Source organism: Bacillus sp. FSL K6-2944, from assembly GCF_038005385.1.
Classification (GTDB): domain Bacteria; phylum Bacillota; class Bacilli; order Bacillales; family Bacillaceae_G; genus Bacillus_A; species Bacillus_A cereus.
Map to the genome: position 1 here is coordinate 3090313 of NZ_JBBOTE010000001.1, position 16944 is coordinate 3107256.

A 16944-nucleotide genomic window follows, 5' to 3' on the forward strand; every position below is an offset into this window, starting at 1 on the left:
CAATATACACTAGCACTGATTATATCAATAGAGCAACAAAGATTCAATGAAAACTCGTGCTGCTTACGATACAAATCATTCTATCTATATCTTATGCGAATAAACCATAAGAGACAAACCCTTTTCAAATTTTAAAACGGCTGTCTTACAAACCAGTAAAACAACCGCCTCCCATGTTACTCTTAGCTAAAAATTCCTTTTATTTTCCCAACAACGATATCCGTTCCGAACTTCGTCATTTCATAAGCTACACTAGCTACTGCCATCCCAATTCCTTCTACAACATTAAAACTTCTTAAACGTTCTAACTGTTGTTGTTTTTCTGAGGCCGAAAACGAGCTACCCAAAATTTCTGATTCAGCACCTGTACTTTCTGTCCCTGTCATATGAGCTATTTGTTCATATGACAGTTGCTGATAGCCTTTCATACTTTTCAAACCATGATTAGCAAGTGCCACTCCTGCTATCATCATAAGTAAACATAAAGCCACACTACATATACACAAAAGCGTAAAGCGACTCAAACGATAATCATCTGTTCCCCTCAATGTGTATATGCTCCCGTATTATCTTGATCAATTTGATGATGCAGCGCCGCATTTAAACCACTCGCTATTACATTCGCCATATCCTCAATAAAAGTATCTACTTCTTTTGGGGTTACCATTAAATTATGACCAAGAGGAGATAGCACTTCATAAATCAGCCTTCTTTTTTCTTCTTCTTCCAACGTACCAACAGCACCTAAAAACATATTTCTGCTCTTTTCATCCGGCATATCTTCTTCCGTTAATTTTTTCTTTTCTCCAAATGAAAATCCCGCTGGTAACAAAGAGCGTGAAGGTTTATTTCCTTCTTTCATCTCTCGGCCGAAATGTTTCAAAATAAAATCAATCGTATCACTTGTAATCGAAACAGCATCGACCACAGTCGGAACACCAATCGCGATTACAGGGATACCTAATGTGTCTTTACTTAGTTCTTTACGTTTATTCCCAACCCCCGATCCGGGATGAATTCCAGTATCAGAAATTTGTATCGTGCTATTTACTCGTTCAATAGAACGGGCAGCTAATGCGTCAATCGCAATTACAAAGTCCGGGTTCGTCTTCTCAATAATCCCATAAATAACATCGCTCGTTTCGATTCCTGTAATTCCCATTACCCCCGGCCGAATTGCACTAACAGGCCTAAACCCTTCTTCTACACTTTCAGGCTGTAATTGAAACAAATGTCTCGTTACTAATACATTTTCTACAACTATCGGTCCAAGAGCATCTGGTGTTACATTCCAATTCCCAAGACCTACAATTAAACAGCTTGCTTCTTTTGTAACGCCAACCTCTTCTAAGAAATTAGAAAATTCTTTTGCAAAAATACGCTCCACTTTTTGTTGAAGTTCTGTATCTTGCTGACGTATACCTTGAACTTCAAGCGTTAAATAATTTCCAGGCTTTTTACCCATCGCTTCAGAGGCAGCTTCATCAATTGTTACTTTTGTAATTATAGTCCCCTCTTCTTCTCTCTCTTTTACAATAACTCCCTGTATCCCTTTTTGTTCCTCTTGGCTTTCTTGCAACATTTGATGGGCTTCTACAGCAAGGTCAGTTCTAATGCTATATTTACTTAAATCTAATGGTTCTTTCATCGTATCTCCTCCGTAATTCATAGTAAATATCGTTAGATTTCCCAAAGTTATATAAGGTCATTCTTTCCTTTACGTGAAATTTCATGGATATACTATTGCAATTCTCTTCACCGTTTGATAGAATATCACTTGTTCTATGTAAGAATCGAGTCATTCGATTGCACCAGGGAGGTGAAAAGTATGGCAAACATCAAATCTGCTATCAAACGCGCTAAACTTAGCGAAGAGCGTCGTGCACATAACGCTTCTATCAAGTCTGACATGCGTTCTGCTGTTAAAACTGTAGAAGCTTTAGTTACTAATAACGATCTTGAAAATGCTAAAGAAGCTTTCAAAACTGCTTCTAAAAAACTTGACAAAGCAGCTCGTAAAGGTCTTATCCACCAAAACGCTGCAGCTCGTCAAAAATCTCGCTTAGCGAAACAAGTAAACGCGTAAGGCGTTTAAAAAACGATCCATTTGGATCGTTTTTTATATACAAAAAAGTTCATGTACTTAGTACATGAACTTTTTTGTGTCATCACATATGATTTAATCGCATTAAGAAAAACTCGAGCACAAGTTTCTTATCCATCTTTCCCGTCTTCATACTATAATCAGCTTCCGCTAATTCTATAATCACTTTTTTTAATTCTTCAAAAGAGAAAAACTTCGTTTGATTCATTGCCAACTTCACGCGATACGGATGTACACCAATATGAGACGCAATTTGATTTTGTCCATAACCACGTTGCTGTAGCTCTTTCACTTGATACAACAAGCGGAATTGACTCACTAATAACGCAAGCAATTTAATCGGCTCTTCCTGCTGCGTAAATAATCCATCCAAAATTTGCATTGCACCTGCAATATCTTTTTTCACCACTTTTTCTGTCAAAGCGAATACATTTTGCTCAACGGATTTTGGTACAAGCTCTGCAACAAGTTTCGTCGTAATCTCTCCGCCCATACCGACGTATAACGTTAACTTGTCCATTTCCTTCGCCAACATTGTTACATTACTTCCCACAAGCTCTAGCAACAAACTAACAGCCGCGTTATCAATATGCACATGCACTTCATCTGCACGAGCAACAATCCACTTCTGAACATCCTGTATTTGCATCGCATTTGCTTCTACTACATCTGCTGTTTTCTTTAATAGTTTTGTAATTTTTTTTCGCTCATCAAGTTTTTCGTAAGGCGCAACAAAAACAAGAATAGAAAATGGAGAAGGTTCACCAATGTATTCTTCTAAAATTTTTATATTTTGCTCTAACTTTTCTTTTTGCGAAGTCAAAAATAGCGGTGATTTTATTAACAGTACTTTCCGTTCTCCGAAGAAAGGAAGCGTACGCGCATCCTCAACCACATCTTCTAAATACGCTTCTTCTAAATCGTATGTCACAACATTAAACTCTCGATCTTCTTCTTCAAGTGCTTCTGTCGTAATAAGCTTTATCGTTTCATTTATAAAAAAAGCTTCCGTTCCATATAGTAAATATAACGGAGCAAACTGTTTCTTTTTAATTTTTTTATGTATATCACTCATACTTTTTCCTACTCCCTAACTTGGCAATATATATTTATACTAATGCCCTAGCTTTTGTTTTACAAGTACAAAGGAACAGGCTTTATAACCCGTCCCTTTATTTATATTAAACGCCACGCAATAAGCCCCGGGTTTCTTATTGGTGTGCGGTAATCACCTTCCCTTTATTATTCGCAATAAAAATTTGAGTATAAGTGCCAACTGTTAACATGCTTGGAAACGAAAAACTCACATTACTTCATGATTTAAAAGTAGCAAAAAAGCTCGTTTTCTCTTCATATGGAAATTGTAGATTTTTTTCTGACAATATTTTATACTAAAGTGGAATGTTGGGGAGGGATTCTAAATGAATGATTTTGAACAAAACGTTCAAAGTAAACGCAATGACGCTATTGATTCAGGGGTAGGATTTATCGTCTCATTTGGTTTTTTCGCAACACTTTTCATCATTGCAACTGTTATTAAATTTATCGGTTCTTAAAGACTGCCACTTCATGGCAGTCTTCTCTTTTTCATCTATTATGTGTTTTATCATATGTGATTTTACTTTTAAAGGTTCCATTTTCCCCTTTAAAAACATAGGAAATAGCACCTTGCTTGTCCGTGCGCCATATCGCACTCCCCATCTTCTCAAAACGCTCTATCACTTCTTTATGCGGGTGTCCATACCTATTCTGCTTACCAACAGATATAATCGCTACACGAGGCTGTATGACGTTCAAAAAAGGCTCTATAGATGACGTATTACTCCCATGATGAGCAACTTTTAAAACATCCACTTGTAAATCTGGATATGCCTCTACTAAAATCTTTTCCCCTTCTTCTTCCAAATCGCCTGTAAATAGCCACTTCAACCCTCCAAATTTTGCCCATATTACAATTGAAGCGTTATTTTCGCTTTTTTCTTTTCCTTTTGGAGCTAAAACGAAAAATTCCGCTTCATTTACACTCCAACTCGCCCCTTCCCCCACTTCAGTTATTTTCATTTCCTTTTCTAATGCCTGTTTCTTGACTACTTTTTCTAATACTGCATCTTTTCCCTTTCGGCCAAATACCACTTCTTTTACAGGTATATATGATAATAATTCTTGCGCAGCACCTATATGATCTGCATCTCCATGCGTTACGATTAATTTATCAATTGTTTTAATACCTTCTTTTTGTAAAAAGGGTATTAAAACATCATTCCCAACAGAAAATTCATGCTTTTTTTGTTGCCATTCTTCCTTATTCACACGAAGCGTTCCACCTGTATCAATAAGATAAATCCCTTTATCATACGGAAGGCGAATTAATATTGCATCACCTTGTCCAACATCAATAAATGTTACACTTCCGCTTCCTCTAAAATATGGATATACATAATGACATGTGCTAATAAAAATAAATACACTCGCAACTATACAAACCATTTTTTTCGGCGCTCTTCTTTCCCAAACCATCAATATACTGACAATACTCGCGCAATATACAGCTACAAGATTGAAGGGCGTTTCCCCGAAGATAAGCTGGGTAAATGGTAAACTTTCACAATAACTTAGAAAATCATTAGACATACTCAAGCCTATTGATAATACATCCGCAAATCCTTTTGCAAGAAACGGGACAATTGGCATACACAGTAAAATAATAATGCTACATGGTAATACAATGATAGATAAAAACGGAACGTATAAGAGATTGAGGAGAATGCTATATGGAGAAAAATAACCAAAGTGATATAACAAAATCGGAGTACTAACGAGCTGTGAAATGATAGAAATATAAATAGAATTTCGGATTACTCCGTTGCTACTCCCTAACAATAACGGAGCAGACAAAAGTAAAGCGAAGCTACCTACAAAAGAAAACTGAAATCCAATATTAAAAACAAGATAAGGGTCATATATAAGCATACATATAGCTGTTACACTTAAAGCATCTAAACTAGATAAACGAATCGAGCACATAAAAGCAATCAACATCAAAACCCCTGTTATAGAAGCTCTTATAACAGAGGGTGAAGCCCCTGCTAAAACCATATACAAAGGAATACAAATGATAAGGCAAATTGTTGCTACCTCCCTCGTCGCACCGCTTCTTAGCAAAATAAAATATACTATCACCATCAACAATACAATGTGTGAACCTGAAATTGCTAACAAATGTACAAGACCAAATTGTTGATATTGCTCTTCCACTTCAAACGTCATTTGTTGTCTATCACCAAAGAGTAATGCATTCATAAAAGCACCTGATTGCTCTGGAAACATTTCTGTAACTTTCGAGATTGCTTGTTGCCTTAAAAGAAGAATCCATTGCGTGAGCGACAGTGATGTTTTATAGCATTCAGAAATATATGTAGCCTCAAATGTGAAATGAATATGTTGCTTGTATAAATAATCACGGTAATTAAAACCATGAAAATTCCGAGCTGTTTCCGGTTCTTTCCTCTCACCCTCGAATACACATGATATCCCTGCGTATAATTGTTGCATTTTTTTCTTTTCCAAAGCTGATTTTATTCTATAACTTAACTGCACTATATTTTTATTCTGATCTTCAAATTGAAAAGATAGGCGATCCCCATTAACAAGCGGTGTGTTTTGTATAACCCCTCTTGTAACTGCATAGGGCTTCCCTAGAGGCTTATTCCATACTTGAACATAGGAAGTGTATATAACGCTACTAAAGCACGCTACAATACAAAAAATGAAGGTTTTACGCGAAGTGCGATATAAACAGAAGAAAACATTTAAAAAGAGGCAAAAAACTATCAATAAAAGTGACGAGGAAAAGGCAATTGCAATCCCTATTATAAACGAGATTGCAACATACCCCCATTGTTCTTGCAACTTATACTCACTCCTTATAGCATCATTTTTGCTTTCGTGAATACATGCTGTAATTCTTCCATTGATAAATTATCTTTTTCTAAAGACACAAATAATTCTTTCAACTCTGTATAACGTTTTTGATCCTCTAATGCAGCAATATCATATTCTAGCGGAACGTGTTTCACTGTTACATTCGCTTGTTCAAATAACTCTATGGCGTATGGATGATTTTTATAATCCTGCGCATAATAAACCGCTGTAATACCACTTTGAATAATTGCCTTACAACATTGTAAACAAGGGAAATGCGTAACGTAAATTTCTGCTTCCTCTGTTTTCGCACCAAACTTGGCACATTGTAATAAAGCATTCATTTCGGCATGAATTGTCCGAACACAATGATTATCGATTACGTAACAACCATCATCTATACAATGTACGCCACCTTTAATTGAACCATTATATCCACCAGCAATAATTCGTTTATCGCGAACGATTGTCGCTCCTACCGCAAGCCTTGTACATGTACTACGCAAAGATAGTAGATGGCTTTGCGTCATAAAATATTGATCCCATGAAATTCGTTCCATATTTTTCACCTACTTTTTTGTCTACTTGTAGTGTAGCGAAAGAAGAAAAACTTCGTCAATCTTTTACGGAATAATAATTTGATCTTTTATCTTTTCAAGAGACTTCGCACCAATCCCATCAATCTCTAATAAATCTTCTATTTTCTGAAACGGACCATGTTCTTCTCGATATTTCAAAATACTTTCTGCCTTTCGAGAGCCAATCCCTGTAATTTTTTCTAGTTGTTCTTTCACCGCTGTATTTATTCGAATCTTGCCATCTTCCTTAGAAGAAGTAAGCACCCCTTGTTCTGATTCATTTTTACTCGGTATATAAAGAAGCATTTGATCTTGTACAATTTGTGCTAAATTCACTTTTTTCATATCTACTTCTGATAAAAAACCACCAGCCTTTTGAACCGCATCCTTTACGCGATCTCCTTCCTTCATTTCATATACCCCTTCTTTACTAACCGCTCCTTTCACATCAATTATAATTGTTCTTTTCTGTTCCTTTGTATCCGATATTTTCGGTTTACCCTTTTTTTCGATCTCCTTCTCTTGTACATTCATTGTAATAGGCATTCGTTCTACACTCTGATTCGTTTTCCAAAAAACAAGAAAAAGTAAAGTTCCAATAATAGCTACTAAACCTAACCACTTTTTCGGAAAATCCCACATCATTTTACACCTCTAATCATAAATTTATAACATCATTCATATTGTTTAGGAGAAAGCTGTTACGAAGGAGGGATGAAACTTTGAACATAGGAATTATAGGGACAGGAAACATGGGGAATATACTAATCGATGCATTTTTAGAAACCCGTGCTGTCAAACCTTCGTGCCTTACAATCATTAATCGGACGCCTGCAAAAGCATATCATATAAAAGAAAAATACCCTTCTGTTCATATAGCAAAAACAATCCCGGAAGTAATCGAACAATCACAACTTATTTTTATTTGTGTCAAGCCGATAGATATATACCCTATCCTAAAAAAATACGCTGAACATTTTTCTGATGAAACGTGCTTAGTTTCTATTACAAGTCCAATATCTCCATCACAATTAGAGACTCTCGTACCTTGCCACGTCGCGCGTATCATTCCAAGTATCACAAATCGCGCGCTCTCTGGCGCCTCACTATTTACATTTGGAGATAATTGCTCTGAAGAATGGCAACAAAAACTACTTCGTCTATTCAAAAACATTTCTACACCTCTTGTAATAGAAGAAGATATAACGCGCGTTTCATCTGATATAGCAAGTTGCGGTCCTGCTTTCTTTAGTTATTTACTACAATGCTTCATTAACGCTGCTGTAGATAAAACAAATATTACACACGAAGAGGCTACTACTTTAGTAAGTGAAATGGTCGTGGGGATGGGGAAATTACTTGAAAAAGAAATCTTCACATTACCTACCTTACAAGAAAAGGTTTGCGTGAAAGGCGGCGTTACTGGGGAAGGCATTCGGGTTTTAGAAGAGCACGTTGGAGATATGTTCCATAAGTTAATCGAGCGAACACATGAAAAATTTGATGAAGATTTAGAATGCGTTGATCAGCAATTCAATAAACACACATAATAAATACGTCATTTTCATTCCAAATCCTTTTTATAAATACTTACTTTTTTACAATACATTTTCACTTCAACTACTATTCCCACACTTTACGCATACAATCTTCAGATTATGCTAGAACTAAAAATACATCTTCTTTATAAAACAAAAGCAACCTTCTCGGTTGCTTTTGTTTTATCCATTTTTCTTCGCCATGAAGAAAATACGCTCTGTTTGTTCTGTAACTTCAAGTCGCTCAAAATCACCTGTTACACGAAGCACTGTAAAACCTGCTTCTTCAAGCCATTTCGTTAACTCTTCCACTTGATATGCACGTTGCACGTGACATTCGTCAAACCGATGGTACACATCTTCTTCCGGATCTTGAACAAAGAATGTTAAATCATGCTCTACACTATTTGATTCTTCACCAGGGAAGCAATTCCAAATAAGAGATATTTCTTCTCCATTCACTGTATACGTTTCATTTTGAAATACATGATGTATTTTATATAAAGAATGTACATCAAATAAAAACAAACCATCTTGACGTAAATGATGAAATACTCTTCTAAATGTTTCTTGTACTCCATCTTCTTGCAATACATAATTTAATGAATCACAAAAGATGGTTACACAATCAAACTCACCTGGAACATCAAGCTCTCGCATGTCTTGTTGATAAAAAGGAATAAAGTATCCCTCTCCTCCTAGTTTTTGCTGAGCGACTGTTAACATTTCTTCTGAAAGATCGACACCTATTAAATCGTAACCCTTTTGCACAAGCGGCAGGGTTACATTACCTGTACCGCATGCTACATCAAGAATTTTTGCCTCTTTCATATCTGCCTGCTGTAAACTTTCCTCTGTAAATTCCACCCATTTATCATAAGGGACATCATTCATTAGTTCGTCGTACAACAATGCAAATTGTTCGTATTTCATTGGCCTAACTCTTCTGTAATATCTTCACGTGGCACATCGCCCCATAGACGCTCTAAATTATAGTGATTACGCTCATCTTTATGGAATACATGAGCAACTACATCTCCAAGATCAACTAATACCCAACGTGCTTCGTCAAACCCTTCCATACGTTGTACGTCGATTTGGAACTCATGTGCTTTTGATTTAATTTCACGTGCAATTGCTTGCACTTGTTTATCTGAATTTCCGTGACAAATAATGAAATAATCTGCAATTGGTGAAATACCTTGCATATTTAGGACAACCATATCTTCTGCTCTCTTATCATCAGCTGCTTTTGCCGCTAATACTAATAAATCTTTATCGTTCATTTACTCATTTCCTCCTTGATAACTGCATTGTATGTTTGGAATGTTAATGGATAAATCGTCTGATCTTTTTCCATTAAAAATTGAATTGTTCTCTTTAACGCAAATAATAAAGCTTGATTTATATCCGTATATGCGAGTTTACGAGCCTCTTCCACTCCTGGAAACTTTCGCCCAGGTTCAATGTAATCCGCTACATAAATCACTTTATCTAACATCGTCATATTCTCATGACCACTTGTATGATATGTAATAGCTTGCAAAATTTCAGAATCCGTAATGCCTACTTCTTTTTCTACTAAGTATGCCCCAACAGGTGCATGCCATAACTCTTTGTTATAGCAAAGTAAATCTTTCGGCAAATCTTCACGTTTAATAATCTCTTCCATCTCTGAAATTGTTCTACATTTCGCATAATCATGGAATATAGCTGCCATCTCTGCTTTTTTTTCGTCCACACCGTATAACTTAGCAAGCTCAATCGCTGTCTCCATTACACCAATTGTGTGTATATAACGTTTTTCATGCATTTGTTGTTTGACAATATGCAGTGCATTTTCACGATTCATACAACCCATTCCTCTCGATATATACCTGTACTTTTTCGGGAAGTAAATATTTACACGTTTTCTTCTCCTTATATCTCTCACGTAATAAGGATGAAGAAACTGCAAATTCCGGAATTTCCACTGTAGTAATCTTATATGGTGTATGCAATGTATACCCAGGTCTTGCAACTCCAACAAACGTTACAAGATTAAGTAAAGCTTCAATGTTATACCACTTCGGTAAATACTCAACCATATCCCCACCAATAATAAAGTGAAACTGCACATCCGGATACTTCTTCGTCAATTGTAACATAGTGTCATACGTATAAGATGGGCCCTTCCTACTTAGCTCTTCTAAACAAATAGAAAAGTGCTCTTCTGCCTCAGTCGCGAGCTCTAACATATGTAAACGACTTTCTACACTTGTAATATTCCGCCCTTGTTTATGTGGCGGAATCTGGTTTGGCAAGAACCATACTTCTTCCAAGTTCAAAGCGTGATATACTTCATTTGCAATTAGCAAATGTCCATAGTGAGGCGGATCAAATGTACCGCCAATGATGCCAATTTTTCTCAAAAGAAACGCCCCTTCCTTTTACATACAGCAACTCTCCTCGGTTAGGAATGAAGAGAGTTGCTATTAATAAAAGTTCAATCGGTTTCGCTCTCTACATCATTACGCATAAACGATAAAAATAGCGCATGCTAGTCTTTTTATCGAGGAAGCTTAATTTGTTTATTTTCTCTTGATTCTTTGTATAAAACGATTGTGCTTCCAATTACTTGAACGATTTCAGCACGTGCACCTTTTGCAAGTTCTTCCGCAACCTCACGGCGATCAAATTCACAGTTTTGTAATACACTTACTTTAAATAACTCACGAGCTTCTAAAGTATCTGCGATTTGTTTAATCATATTTTCATTTACTCCGCCTTTTCCTACTTGAAAAATTGGTGTTAAATGATGTGCTTGTGCACGTAAAAATCTTTTTTGTTTTCCTGTTAACATGTATGTTAGCCTCCAAGCTTTTCTATAACTAATTGTTTCATTCTCTCGATATTTGGCGTGCGTCCTGTCCACATTTCAAATGCAAGTGCTCCTTGATAAACAAACATATCAATACCATTTTGAATGATTGCACCTTGCTCTTTTGCCTCACATAAAATTTTCGTTTCAAATGGATTATAAATTATATCTGATACAATCGTTCCTTTTTTTAACGAACAAATTTGTAATGGCGTATGTTCTACGTGTGGATGCATACCTATCGTTGTCGTCTGAATGATAATATCATAATTTCCTTGTTCTTCTGTCGCTTTTTCTAACGACAAAGCAACAGAATTAACATCGGCCGTACGTGCAGCAATAAGTTCCTTTGCCTTATCTACTGTACGATTGGCTACATCAATCTCTTTTACACCTACATCAGCAAGAGAAAAATAAATAGCTCGGCTAGCACCACCTGAACCAAGTAACAAAATACGTTTCCCTTGAAGTGGTTCATTACTAATTGACTGCAGCGCTCGAACAAAACCAATCCCGTCTGTGTTATAGCCAATTAATCTTCCATCCTTATGAACCACTGTATTTACTGCACCGATTTTCCTTGCTAATGGGTCAATCTCATCCAAATACTCCATAATAGCAACCTTGTGCGGAGTTGTTACATTAAATCCTGAAATACCTAATGCTTTTAAACCTCTTACTGCTTCCCCTAGCAATTCCTCTTCAACAAGGAACGCATGATAATGGGCATCCATATTCAAGTGTTCAAATGCATCGTTATGCATAACGGGTGATAATGAATGTCCAATTGGATTTCCGATTACACCATATAATTGTTTCATAAATCCCTCTCCATATTAAATTAAAGATTTACGTAGTGAAACACTTACTCCTTTTGGTACGTGTGCAACAATTTTTGCTCCTGGTTCGTTCACAGTAACCCATCCTAATCCAGAGAATACAACATCCGTTTTAGGTTCACGAATATTAAATTCGTATTTCACTAGCTCAGGCATATTTGCTAATTCTTCTGGCGTTGGTGGGCTTAGTAAATCCCCGGCATGATTTTTATATAATTCATCTGCTTTCTCAAGCTTTGTACGATGGATTGTTAAGCGATTCGAGAAGTGACAAGTAAATGCACGACGACCACCACTTACATAATCAAAACGTGCCAATCCACTAAAGAATAACGTTTGTTCTTCATTTAATTGGAATACCATCGGCTTAATTTCTTTTGTTGGTGTAATAAGCTTTAAGCTTTGCTTTCCAACATAATGAGCCATTTGGTGGTGGTTAATAATACCTGGCGTATCATATAAAGAAGACTCTTCGTCCAATGGAATATCAATTAAATCAAGTGTTGTTCCTGGGAAATGAGATGTTGTAATTACATTTTCAGTCTCATCACTAAATTCTTTAATCATACGATTAATAAATGTCGATTTCCCTACATTCGTACATCCAACAACATAAACATCTTTGCCGCCGCGATAATACTCAATAGCATCTGCTAGTTCAGCGATTCCTTGTCCCTTCGCTGCACTAATTAAAAAGACATCTTCTGGTTTTAATCCTAGCTGCTTTGCACTATAGCGCATCCAATGTTTTACTTTATCATGTTTTACTGACTTTGGAATTAAATCAGCTTTATTTCCAACAAGTAATACTTTATTATTCCCTACGAAACGATGTAAGCCAGGTAACCAGCTACCATTAAAATCAAAAATATCTACAATTTTGACTACTAATGCATCTGATTTTCCAATTCCATTTAAAATGCGTAGGAAGTCATCATCTGTTAACGATACATCTTGAATTTCATTGTAATGCTTCAAGCGAAAACAACGTTGACAAATAACTTGTTCTTTCTCTAAAGATGAGGCAGGAGCATACCCCACTTCGTTTTTATTTTCTGTTTGAATTTCTACACCGCAACCAATACATTTAATTGTTTCAGTCAAACTTTATTCCTCCCAGTTAATTAAACCTTTTTTCTTCATATTTTTCATAATTCTTCGTTCAATTTTTCGATTAAAACGCGTTACTAATCCGTCCGTTTGTGCTACCGGTACAACTAAAATTGTATGAAGGCCTACTCGGTTGCCACCAAGCACGTCCGTCAGTAACTGATCTCCAATTACTACAACTTCATCTGGCTGCAAACGCATCTCTTGTATCGCACGCTTAAATGCGCGAACAAATGGTTTACGTGCACTATGAATAAATGGAATACCTAATGGATCAGCAAAATCTTTTACACGTTGCTCATTATTATTTGAAACGACCGTTACTTGAATGCCTTGCTCTTTCATTTCCAAGAACCATTTTTCAAGTTGCGGTGTTGCATTGGGACGATCCCATTCAATTAAAGTGTTATCTAAGTCAGTAATAACGCCTTTAATCCCACGTTTTTTTAAATCTTCTGGTTGAACATGATATACATTTTTCACATATTCATTTGGTAAAAATAGTTTCAATTTCTTTCACCTCTTTGAGGATTTTTCATAAAATTTTTCGACAACATTTTTCGATATATAACCTGTGGATAAAATTGTACACATTTTCCACATTAATTTTTCAGTTAATTTGGAATTTACTAACAAACTATACACACTTTATCCACCTAGGTATGTGGATAACCACTCGTTTGTGACTGTCATATTTTTTTGGTACATTAAATGCATCAACGAATCAATCCTTATATTATTAGGAGGTGACTCACCTTGAAAACAAAACATATGGAACAGTTATCCACTGAGTTACTCACTGAGTCTTATTATAAAGCAAAAGAACTAAAATTAAATCCCGACTTCATTTTACTTATAAAACAAGAAATCATTAGACGCTCATTAGAGGACAAGCTTGTCAAATCATCTTGATTACATATAAAGTGAAAGTTTAATCAGCCCTTATCAATTAAACAGTTAAAGGATAATTTATTGGATGCCCTGTAAAAAGAGCCATCCTACGATGGCTCTCGAATAAACAAGTACTCCCATCTAGGGGATTTCATCATTAAGTATCTTTGCCCATAACTCTTACTTACGGTTATAAAAGCTTTTCTTTATTTATGAGCTAAGCGAGTAGCTATTTTTTGACCAAGACGAAGCTCTTGTCCACTCTTTAATTCCTGCACTACTTCTATCATATCTTTTTCAAACAATAACACAACTGTTGAACCAAATGTAAAGTATGCCATTTCTTCACCTTTTTGAACAGTGTCTCTCTCATGCAAAAGCTCAATACTATTAACAAACATGGCACCTACTTTTACAAGAGCCATATGCTCGCCATCACTGCTTACTTCTGTAACAGAACGATAATTTTTTGACAGTGGTTCTTTCCCGTATTCCATACCAGCTGCATTTACCGGATATGATTTTCTACCGAGTACAAATCTTTCAGTCACAGAACCAGAAAGCGGACTATGAATGCGATGATAATGACTTGGACTCAAATAAATTACCATATATGTACCGCCTGCATATCGCGTTGCACGTTCTTCATTACCTAGCATATCCACAATCGAATAACGCTTTCCTTTAATATCAAATGTTTTTGTATCCTCAATAGGACCTTGATCTGCAAAAACACCATCAACAGGACTAACGATACTCGATGCATCTGTATCAATACTACGCTTTCCTTCTTTTAGCTTACGCGTAAATAATTCATGCAATGTTCTATATTCCTTCAAACCCTTTTCCATCTCATCTTGATTAATTTGAAAAACTTTCGCATACGATGGAATAATGATAGAGCTCAAACGAGATTGTGCAAATTTACGTAATATATAAGAAGTAAAGCGACCATTTGTAAGTTCTATCATAAGTCGATATAATGTACGTCGCAAATTGCGAAACCCCCTAATCAGTCTATAACTTTAGTTTTCCCTTCTTTTCTTTCTATATCATATGTAAAATTGGTTCTTATTCCCACATATCATATAAAGCAGCCTTATTATACATACAGAAAACTAAGTATGGTATTATTCTTAAATTATTTAGCACCTTCTAATATTACAGATAGAATCCGTCATTTTCAACAGTGAACATGTATTTCTTCTTAGCATAACGCGTTTTCTTTTCTTATTTACAATAAGAAAAGCAGCCCATTTTAAATATGGCTGCTTCTAATACACTTTACTCTTTCGCTTTTTTCTCTTTCTCTGCCCTTACAAACTCGTGGAACATTTTCATTAAAGCACGCTTTTCAATCCGTGATACATAGCTTCTAGAAATACCAAGCGCCTTAGCGATTTCCCGCTGTGTTTTCTCCTTATCTAGCCCAAGTCCAAAACGTTTCACAATCACTTCTTTTTCTCTTTCGTCTAAAATATCGATATACTCTTTAATTTTTTCTAACTCCATACTAAGCTGAATCATATCAATTACATCTTCAGACTCTGATTTTAATATATCAATAAGCGATATTTCATTGCCCTCTTTATCTTGCCCGATCGGATCATGAAGTGAAACATCTTTTTTCGTTTTCTTTAGTACACGTAAATGCATCAAAATTTCATTTTCAATACAGCGTGCTGCATACGTCGCAAGCTTCGTTCCCTTTCCAGCAGAATAGCTCTCGATCGCTTTAATGAGCCCGATCGTACCAATTGAAATTAAATCTTCTGCATCTTCTCCTGTGTTCTCAAATTTTTTAACGATATGAGCTACAAGCCGTAAATTATGTTCAATTAAAAGATTTCTCGCTTGAGCATCACCTTGCTCCATTAACTCTAAGTACTTTCTCTCATCATCTGATGATAACGGCTGCGGGAACGCATTATTCTTCACATAAGAAACAAAGACAAACACTTCTCGAACCATATATCCAATTGCGGCGAATAGACTCAAACCTTTCACCTCCGCCAAAATAGTGGTCTTTATTATGTGTATGTGGGCGTGAGGTTGTTTGTGTCTGTACAGTTTATTTATAAAACTCAACACTTCCAACATTTAAAATAATTTATTGTTATATTATAATTATATAAAATTGTTATTTATATATGAATATGCTATTAAAGGGGACATTATTCATGATTACATTAGAACGATTATTAAATGTAACAATTTATTTAGGGGTATTTTTACTTTTCATTTCGTTCATTACTTTTGTTATTAAAAGAGGGCCTGATTTATTATTTTTTCAATTTGGAATTTCTTTATTTTTTGGAGCTCAAATTATAACTGGAATAAAATTTTTTCATAACTATGGTTTCTCGTTTCACTCAAAACTAGAACTACTTATCTTTATTTTCTATGTAATTGGAATTATTACATGTATACTATTGTTCTTTCATTTTCAAAATCTGTATCGAATTTTTTTATTAATTTGTAGTTTTTTATTTTTAACTGGATCCAATTATTACTTTAAAGAAACATTAAATTTTAGTAAAAAAACTCCAAAGCAACATAAAACTTTTTTAAGTACACAAGAAGACTCTTTTCCAAAAGAAGTCCGTAAATTTTCAGAGGATTACAATAACATAATAAGGAATGACTTTTATGAAATACCGATGATTCCTACTGAATTACAGATTACAAGCAAAAAAGATTCTTCCCATAGTACATCTTTCTTAGTTGAACTTCATAATAGCGAGAATGAAATTACTGATGACTCTGTACAATTAACTCCATCAGACCGTTTTTATGTGCTGTTAAATACACAAAAAACAAAAATATCAAAAATAGTATATGAAGGGCAGAATTTTTTCACATTTACAGTCACACTAAAGGCTCTTAATTTACAGCAAGAACCAGAAATTCATAATATGTTTTTAGAAATAGATAAACGTAGAGCGATAAATCTTCTTAATTTTGAAATTAAAGCCCATACTAAAGAATGGAAAGTAATATTTAAAAGTGATAGTTCTCATTCCAATCTTCCTATCACATTTACTTTTGAAAAGCGAACAGGCAAATTATAAAAATAAAAAGAGTTATTTTCTTTGAAAAATAA

The 16944-nt window shown here is 35.3% G+C and carries 21 protein-coding genes; 5 read left to right on the forward strand and 16 right to left on the reverse strand.

Annotation, left to right across the window (positions count from 1 at the left end; genetic code table 11):
* Window positions 1-182 precede the first annotated feature (182 nt).
* Window positions 183-548 carry a YqxA family protein gene (locus MHH55_RS15695; protein WP_001215037.1) on the reverse strand — a complete coding sequence of 122 codons (366 nt, stop codon included), beginning with the start codon at window positions 546-548 and terminating at the stop codon, window positions 183-185.
* Window positions 545-1648 carry a GPR endopeptidase gene (gpr, locus tag MHH55_RS15700; protein WP_000662618.1) on the reverse strand — a complete coding sequence of 368 codons (1104 nt, stop codon included), beginning with the start codon at window positions 1646-1648 and terminating at the stop codon, window positions 545-547. Before gpr ends, MHH55_RS15695 begins: the two co-directional genes overlap by 4 nt.
* 180 nt (window positions 1649-1828) lie before the next feature.
* On the opposite strand from gpr, the gene rpsT reads away from it, so the two are divergent.
* Entirely contained in the window at window positions 1829-2086 is a 258-nt protein-coding gene (rpsT, locus tag MHH55_RS15705) for a 30S ribosomal protein S20 (RefSeq protein ID WP_001274011.1), read from the forward strand.
* Window positions 2087-2168: 82 nt separating this feature from the next.
* Here the strand turns inward: rpsT and holA are convergent, their stop codons facing one another.
* Complete coding sequence (gene holA / locus MHH55_RS15710) at window positions 2169-3179, reverse strand: DNA polymerase III subunit delta (protein WP_001279916.1); 1011 nt, start codon at window positions 3177-3179, stop codon at window positions 2169-2171.
* A 346-nt stretch (window positions 3180-3525) separates the two neighbouring features.
* On the opposite strand from holA, the gene MHH55_RS15715 reads away from it, so the two are divergent.
* Window positions 3526-3660, forward strand: a complete 135-nt coding sequence (locus tag MHH55_RS15715; RefSeq protein WP_000997609.1) for a YqzM family protein — start codon at window positions 3526-3528, stop codon at window positions 3658-3660.
* Between the two features lie 31 nt (window positions 3661-3691).
* Here the strand turns inward: MHH55_RS15715 and MHH55_RS15720 are convergent, their stop codons facing one another.
* The 3 genes from MHH55_RS15720 to MHH55_RS15730 all read right to left on the reverse strand — a co-directional run bounded on the left by MHH55_RS15720 (window position 3692) and on the right by MHH55_RS15730 (window position 7248).
* A complete protein-coding gene (locus MHH55_RS15720; protein WP_001157837.1) occupies window positions 3692-6013 on the reverse strand; it encodes a DNA internalization-related competence protein ComEC/Rec2 in 2322 nt (773 codons plus the stop codon).
* A gap of 14 nt (window positions 6014-6027) precedes the next feature.
* Window positions 6028-6585: a ComE operon protein 2 gene (locus tag MHH55_RS15725; protein ID WP_000439770.1), complete on the reverse strand. Its 558-nt coding sequence runs from the start codon at window positions 6583-6585 to the stop codon at window positions 6028-6030.
* A gap of 63 nt (window positions 6586-6648) precedes the next feature.
* Window positions 6649-7248, reverse strand: a complete 600-nt coding sequence (locus MHH55_RS15730) for a helix-hairpin-helix domain-containing protein (RefSeq protein ID WP_078186303.1) — start codon at window positions 7246-7248, stop codon at window positions 6649-6651.
* 77 nt (window positions 7249-7325) lie between these two features.
* Here MHH55_RS15730 and comER point away from each other — a divergent pair, with 77 nt between their 5' ends.
* On the forward strand, window positions 7326-8153 hold the full coding sequence (gene comER, locus MHH55_RS15735; protein ID WP_001020554.1) for a late competence protein ComER: 828 nt from the start codon (window positions 7326-7328) through the stop codon (window positions 8151-8153).
* Between the two features lie 171 nt (window positions 8154-8324).
* On the opposite strand, the gene MHH55_RS15740 is transcribed toward comER, so the two are convergent.
* From MHH55_RS15740 to MHH55_RS15775, 8 genes are all read right to left on the reverse strand, one after another.
* Window positions 8325-9074, reverse strand: a complete 750-nt coding sequence (locus MHH55_RS15740; RefSeq protein ID WP_000873069.1) for a class I SAM-dependent methyltransferase — start codon at window positions 9072-9074, stop codon at window positions 8325-8327.
* A complete protein-coding gene (rsfS, locus tag MHH55_RS15745) occupies window positions 9071-9427 on the reverse strand; it encodes a ribosome silencing factor (RefSeq protein WP_000998173.1) in 357 nt (118 codons plus the stop codon). Before rsfS ends, MHH55_RS15740 begins: the two co-directional genes overlap by 4 nt.
* A complete protein-coding gene (gene yqeK / locus MHH55_RS15750) occupies window positions 9424-9993 on the reverse strand; it encodes a bis(5'-nucleosyl)-tetraphosphatase (symmetrical) YqeK (RefSeq protein ID WP_078186304.1) in 570 nt (189 codons plus the stop codon). Before yqeK ends, rsfS begins: the two co-directional genes overlap by 4 nt.
* Window positions 9983-10552: a nicotinate-nucleotide adenylyltransferase gene (gene nadD / locus MHH55_RS15755; RefSeq protein WP_001226048.1), complete on the reverse strand. Its 570-nt coding sequence runs from the start codon at window positions 10550-10552 to the stop codon at window positions 9983-9985. Before nadD ends, yqeK begins: the two co-directional genes overlap by 11 nt.
* 137 nt (window positions 10553-10689) lie before the next feature.
* On the reverse strand, window positions 10690-10983 hold the full coding sequence (gene yhbY, locus MHH55_RS15760) for a ribosome assembly RNA-binding protein YhbY (RefSeq protein WP_000955224.1): 294 nt from the start codon (window positions 10981-10983) through the stop codon (window positions 10690-10692).
* 5 nt (window positions 10984-10988) lie between these two features.
* Window positions 10989-11822 (reverse strand): shikimate dehydrogenase, encoded by an 834-nt coding sequence (gene aroE, locus MHH55_RS15765; protein WP_000812076.1) that lies wholly within the window; start codon window positions 11820-11822, stop codon window positions 10989-10991.
* A 15-nt stretch (window positions 11823-11837) separates the two neighbouring features.
* Window positions 11838-12944, reverse strand: a complete 1107-nt coding sequence (yqeH, locus tag MHH55_RS15770) for a ribosome biogenesis GTPase YqeH (protein WP_000140799.1) — start codon at window positions 12942-12944, stop codon at window positions 11838-11840.
* Window positions 12945-12947: 3 nt separating this feature from the next.
* Complete coding sequence (locus MHH55_RS15775) at window positions 12948-13460, reverse strand: YqeG family HAD IIIA-type phosphatase (protein WP_000765314.1); 513 nt, start codon at window positions 13458-13460, stop codon at window positions 12948-12950.
* A 246-nt stretch (window positions 13461-13706) separates the two neighbouring features.
* Between MHH55_RS15775 and MHH55_RS15780 the strand changes: the two genes are divergently transcribed.
* Complete coding sequence (locus MHH55_RS15780; RefSeq protein WP_000850094.1) at window positions 13707-13862, forward strand: sporulation histidine kinase inhibitor Sda; 156 nt, start codon at window positions 13707-13709, stop codon at window positions 13860-13862.
* A 185-nt stretch (window positions 13863-14047) separates the two neighbouring features.
* Here MHH55_RS15780 and MHH55_RS15785 read toward each other — a convergent pair whose 3' ends face one another.
* Window positions 14048-14836, reverse strand: a complete 789-nt coding sequence (locus tag MHH55_RS15785; RefSeq protein ID WP_001255003.1) for a phosphatidylserine decarboxylase — start codon at window positions 14834-14836, stop codon at window positions 14048-14050.
* A gap of 289 nt (window positions 14837-15125) precedes the next feature.
* A complete protein-coding gene (sigK, locus tag MHH55_RS15790; RefSeq protein ID WP_000051382.1) occupies window positions 15126-15839 on the reverse strand; it encodes an RNA polymerase sporulation sigma factor SigK in 714 nt (237 codons plus the stop codon).
* A gap of 152 nt (window positions 15840-15991) precedes the next feature.
* On the opposite strand from sigK, the gene MHH55_RS15795 reads away from it, so the two are divergent.
* Window positions 15992-16912 carry a hypothetical protein gene (locus MHH55_RS15795; RefSeq protein WP_002041824.1) on the forward strand — a complete coding sequence of 307 codons (921 nt, stop codon included), beginning with the start codon at window positions 15992-15994 and terminating at the stop codon, window positions 16910-16912.
* Window positions 16913-16944: the final 32 nt, after the last annotated feature.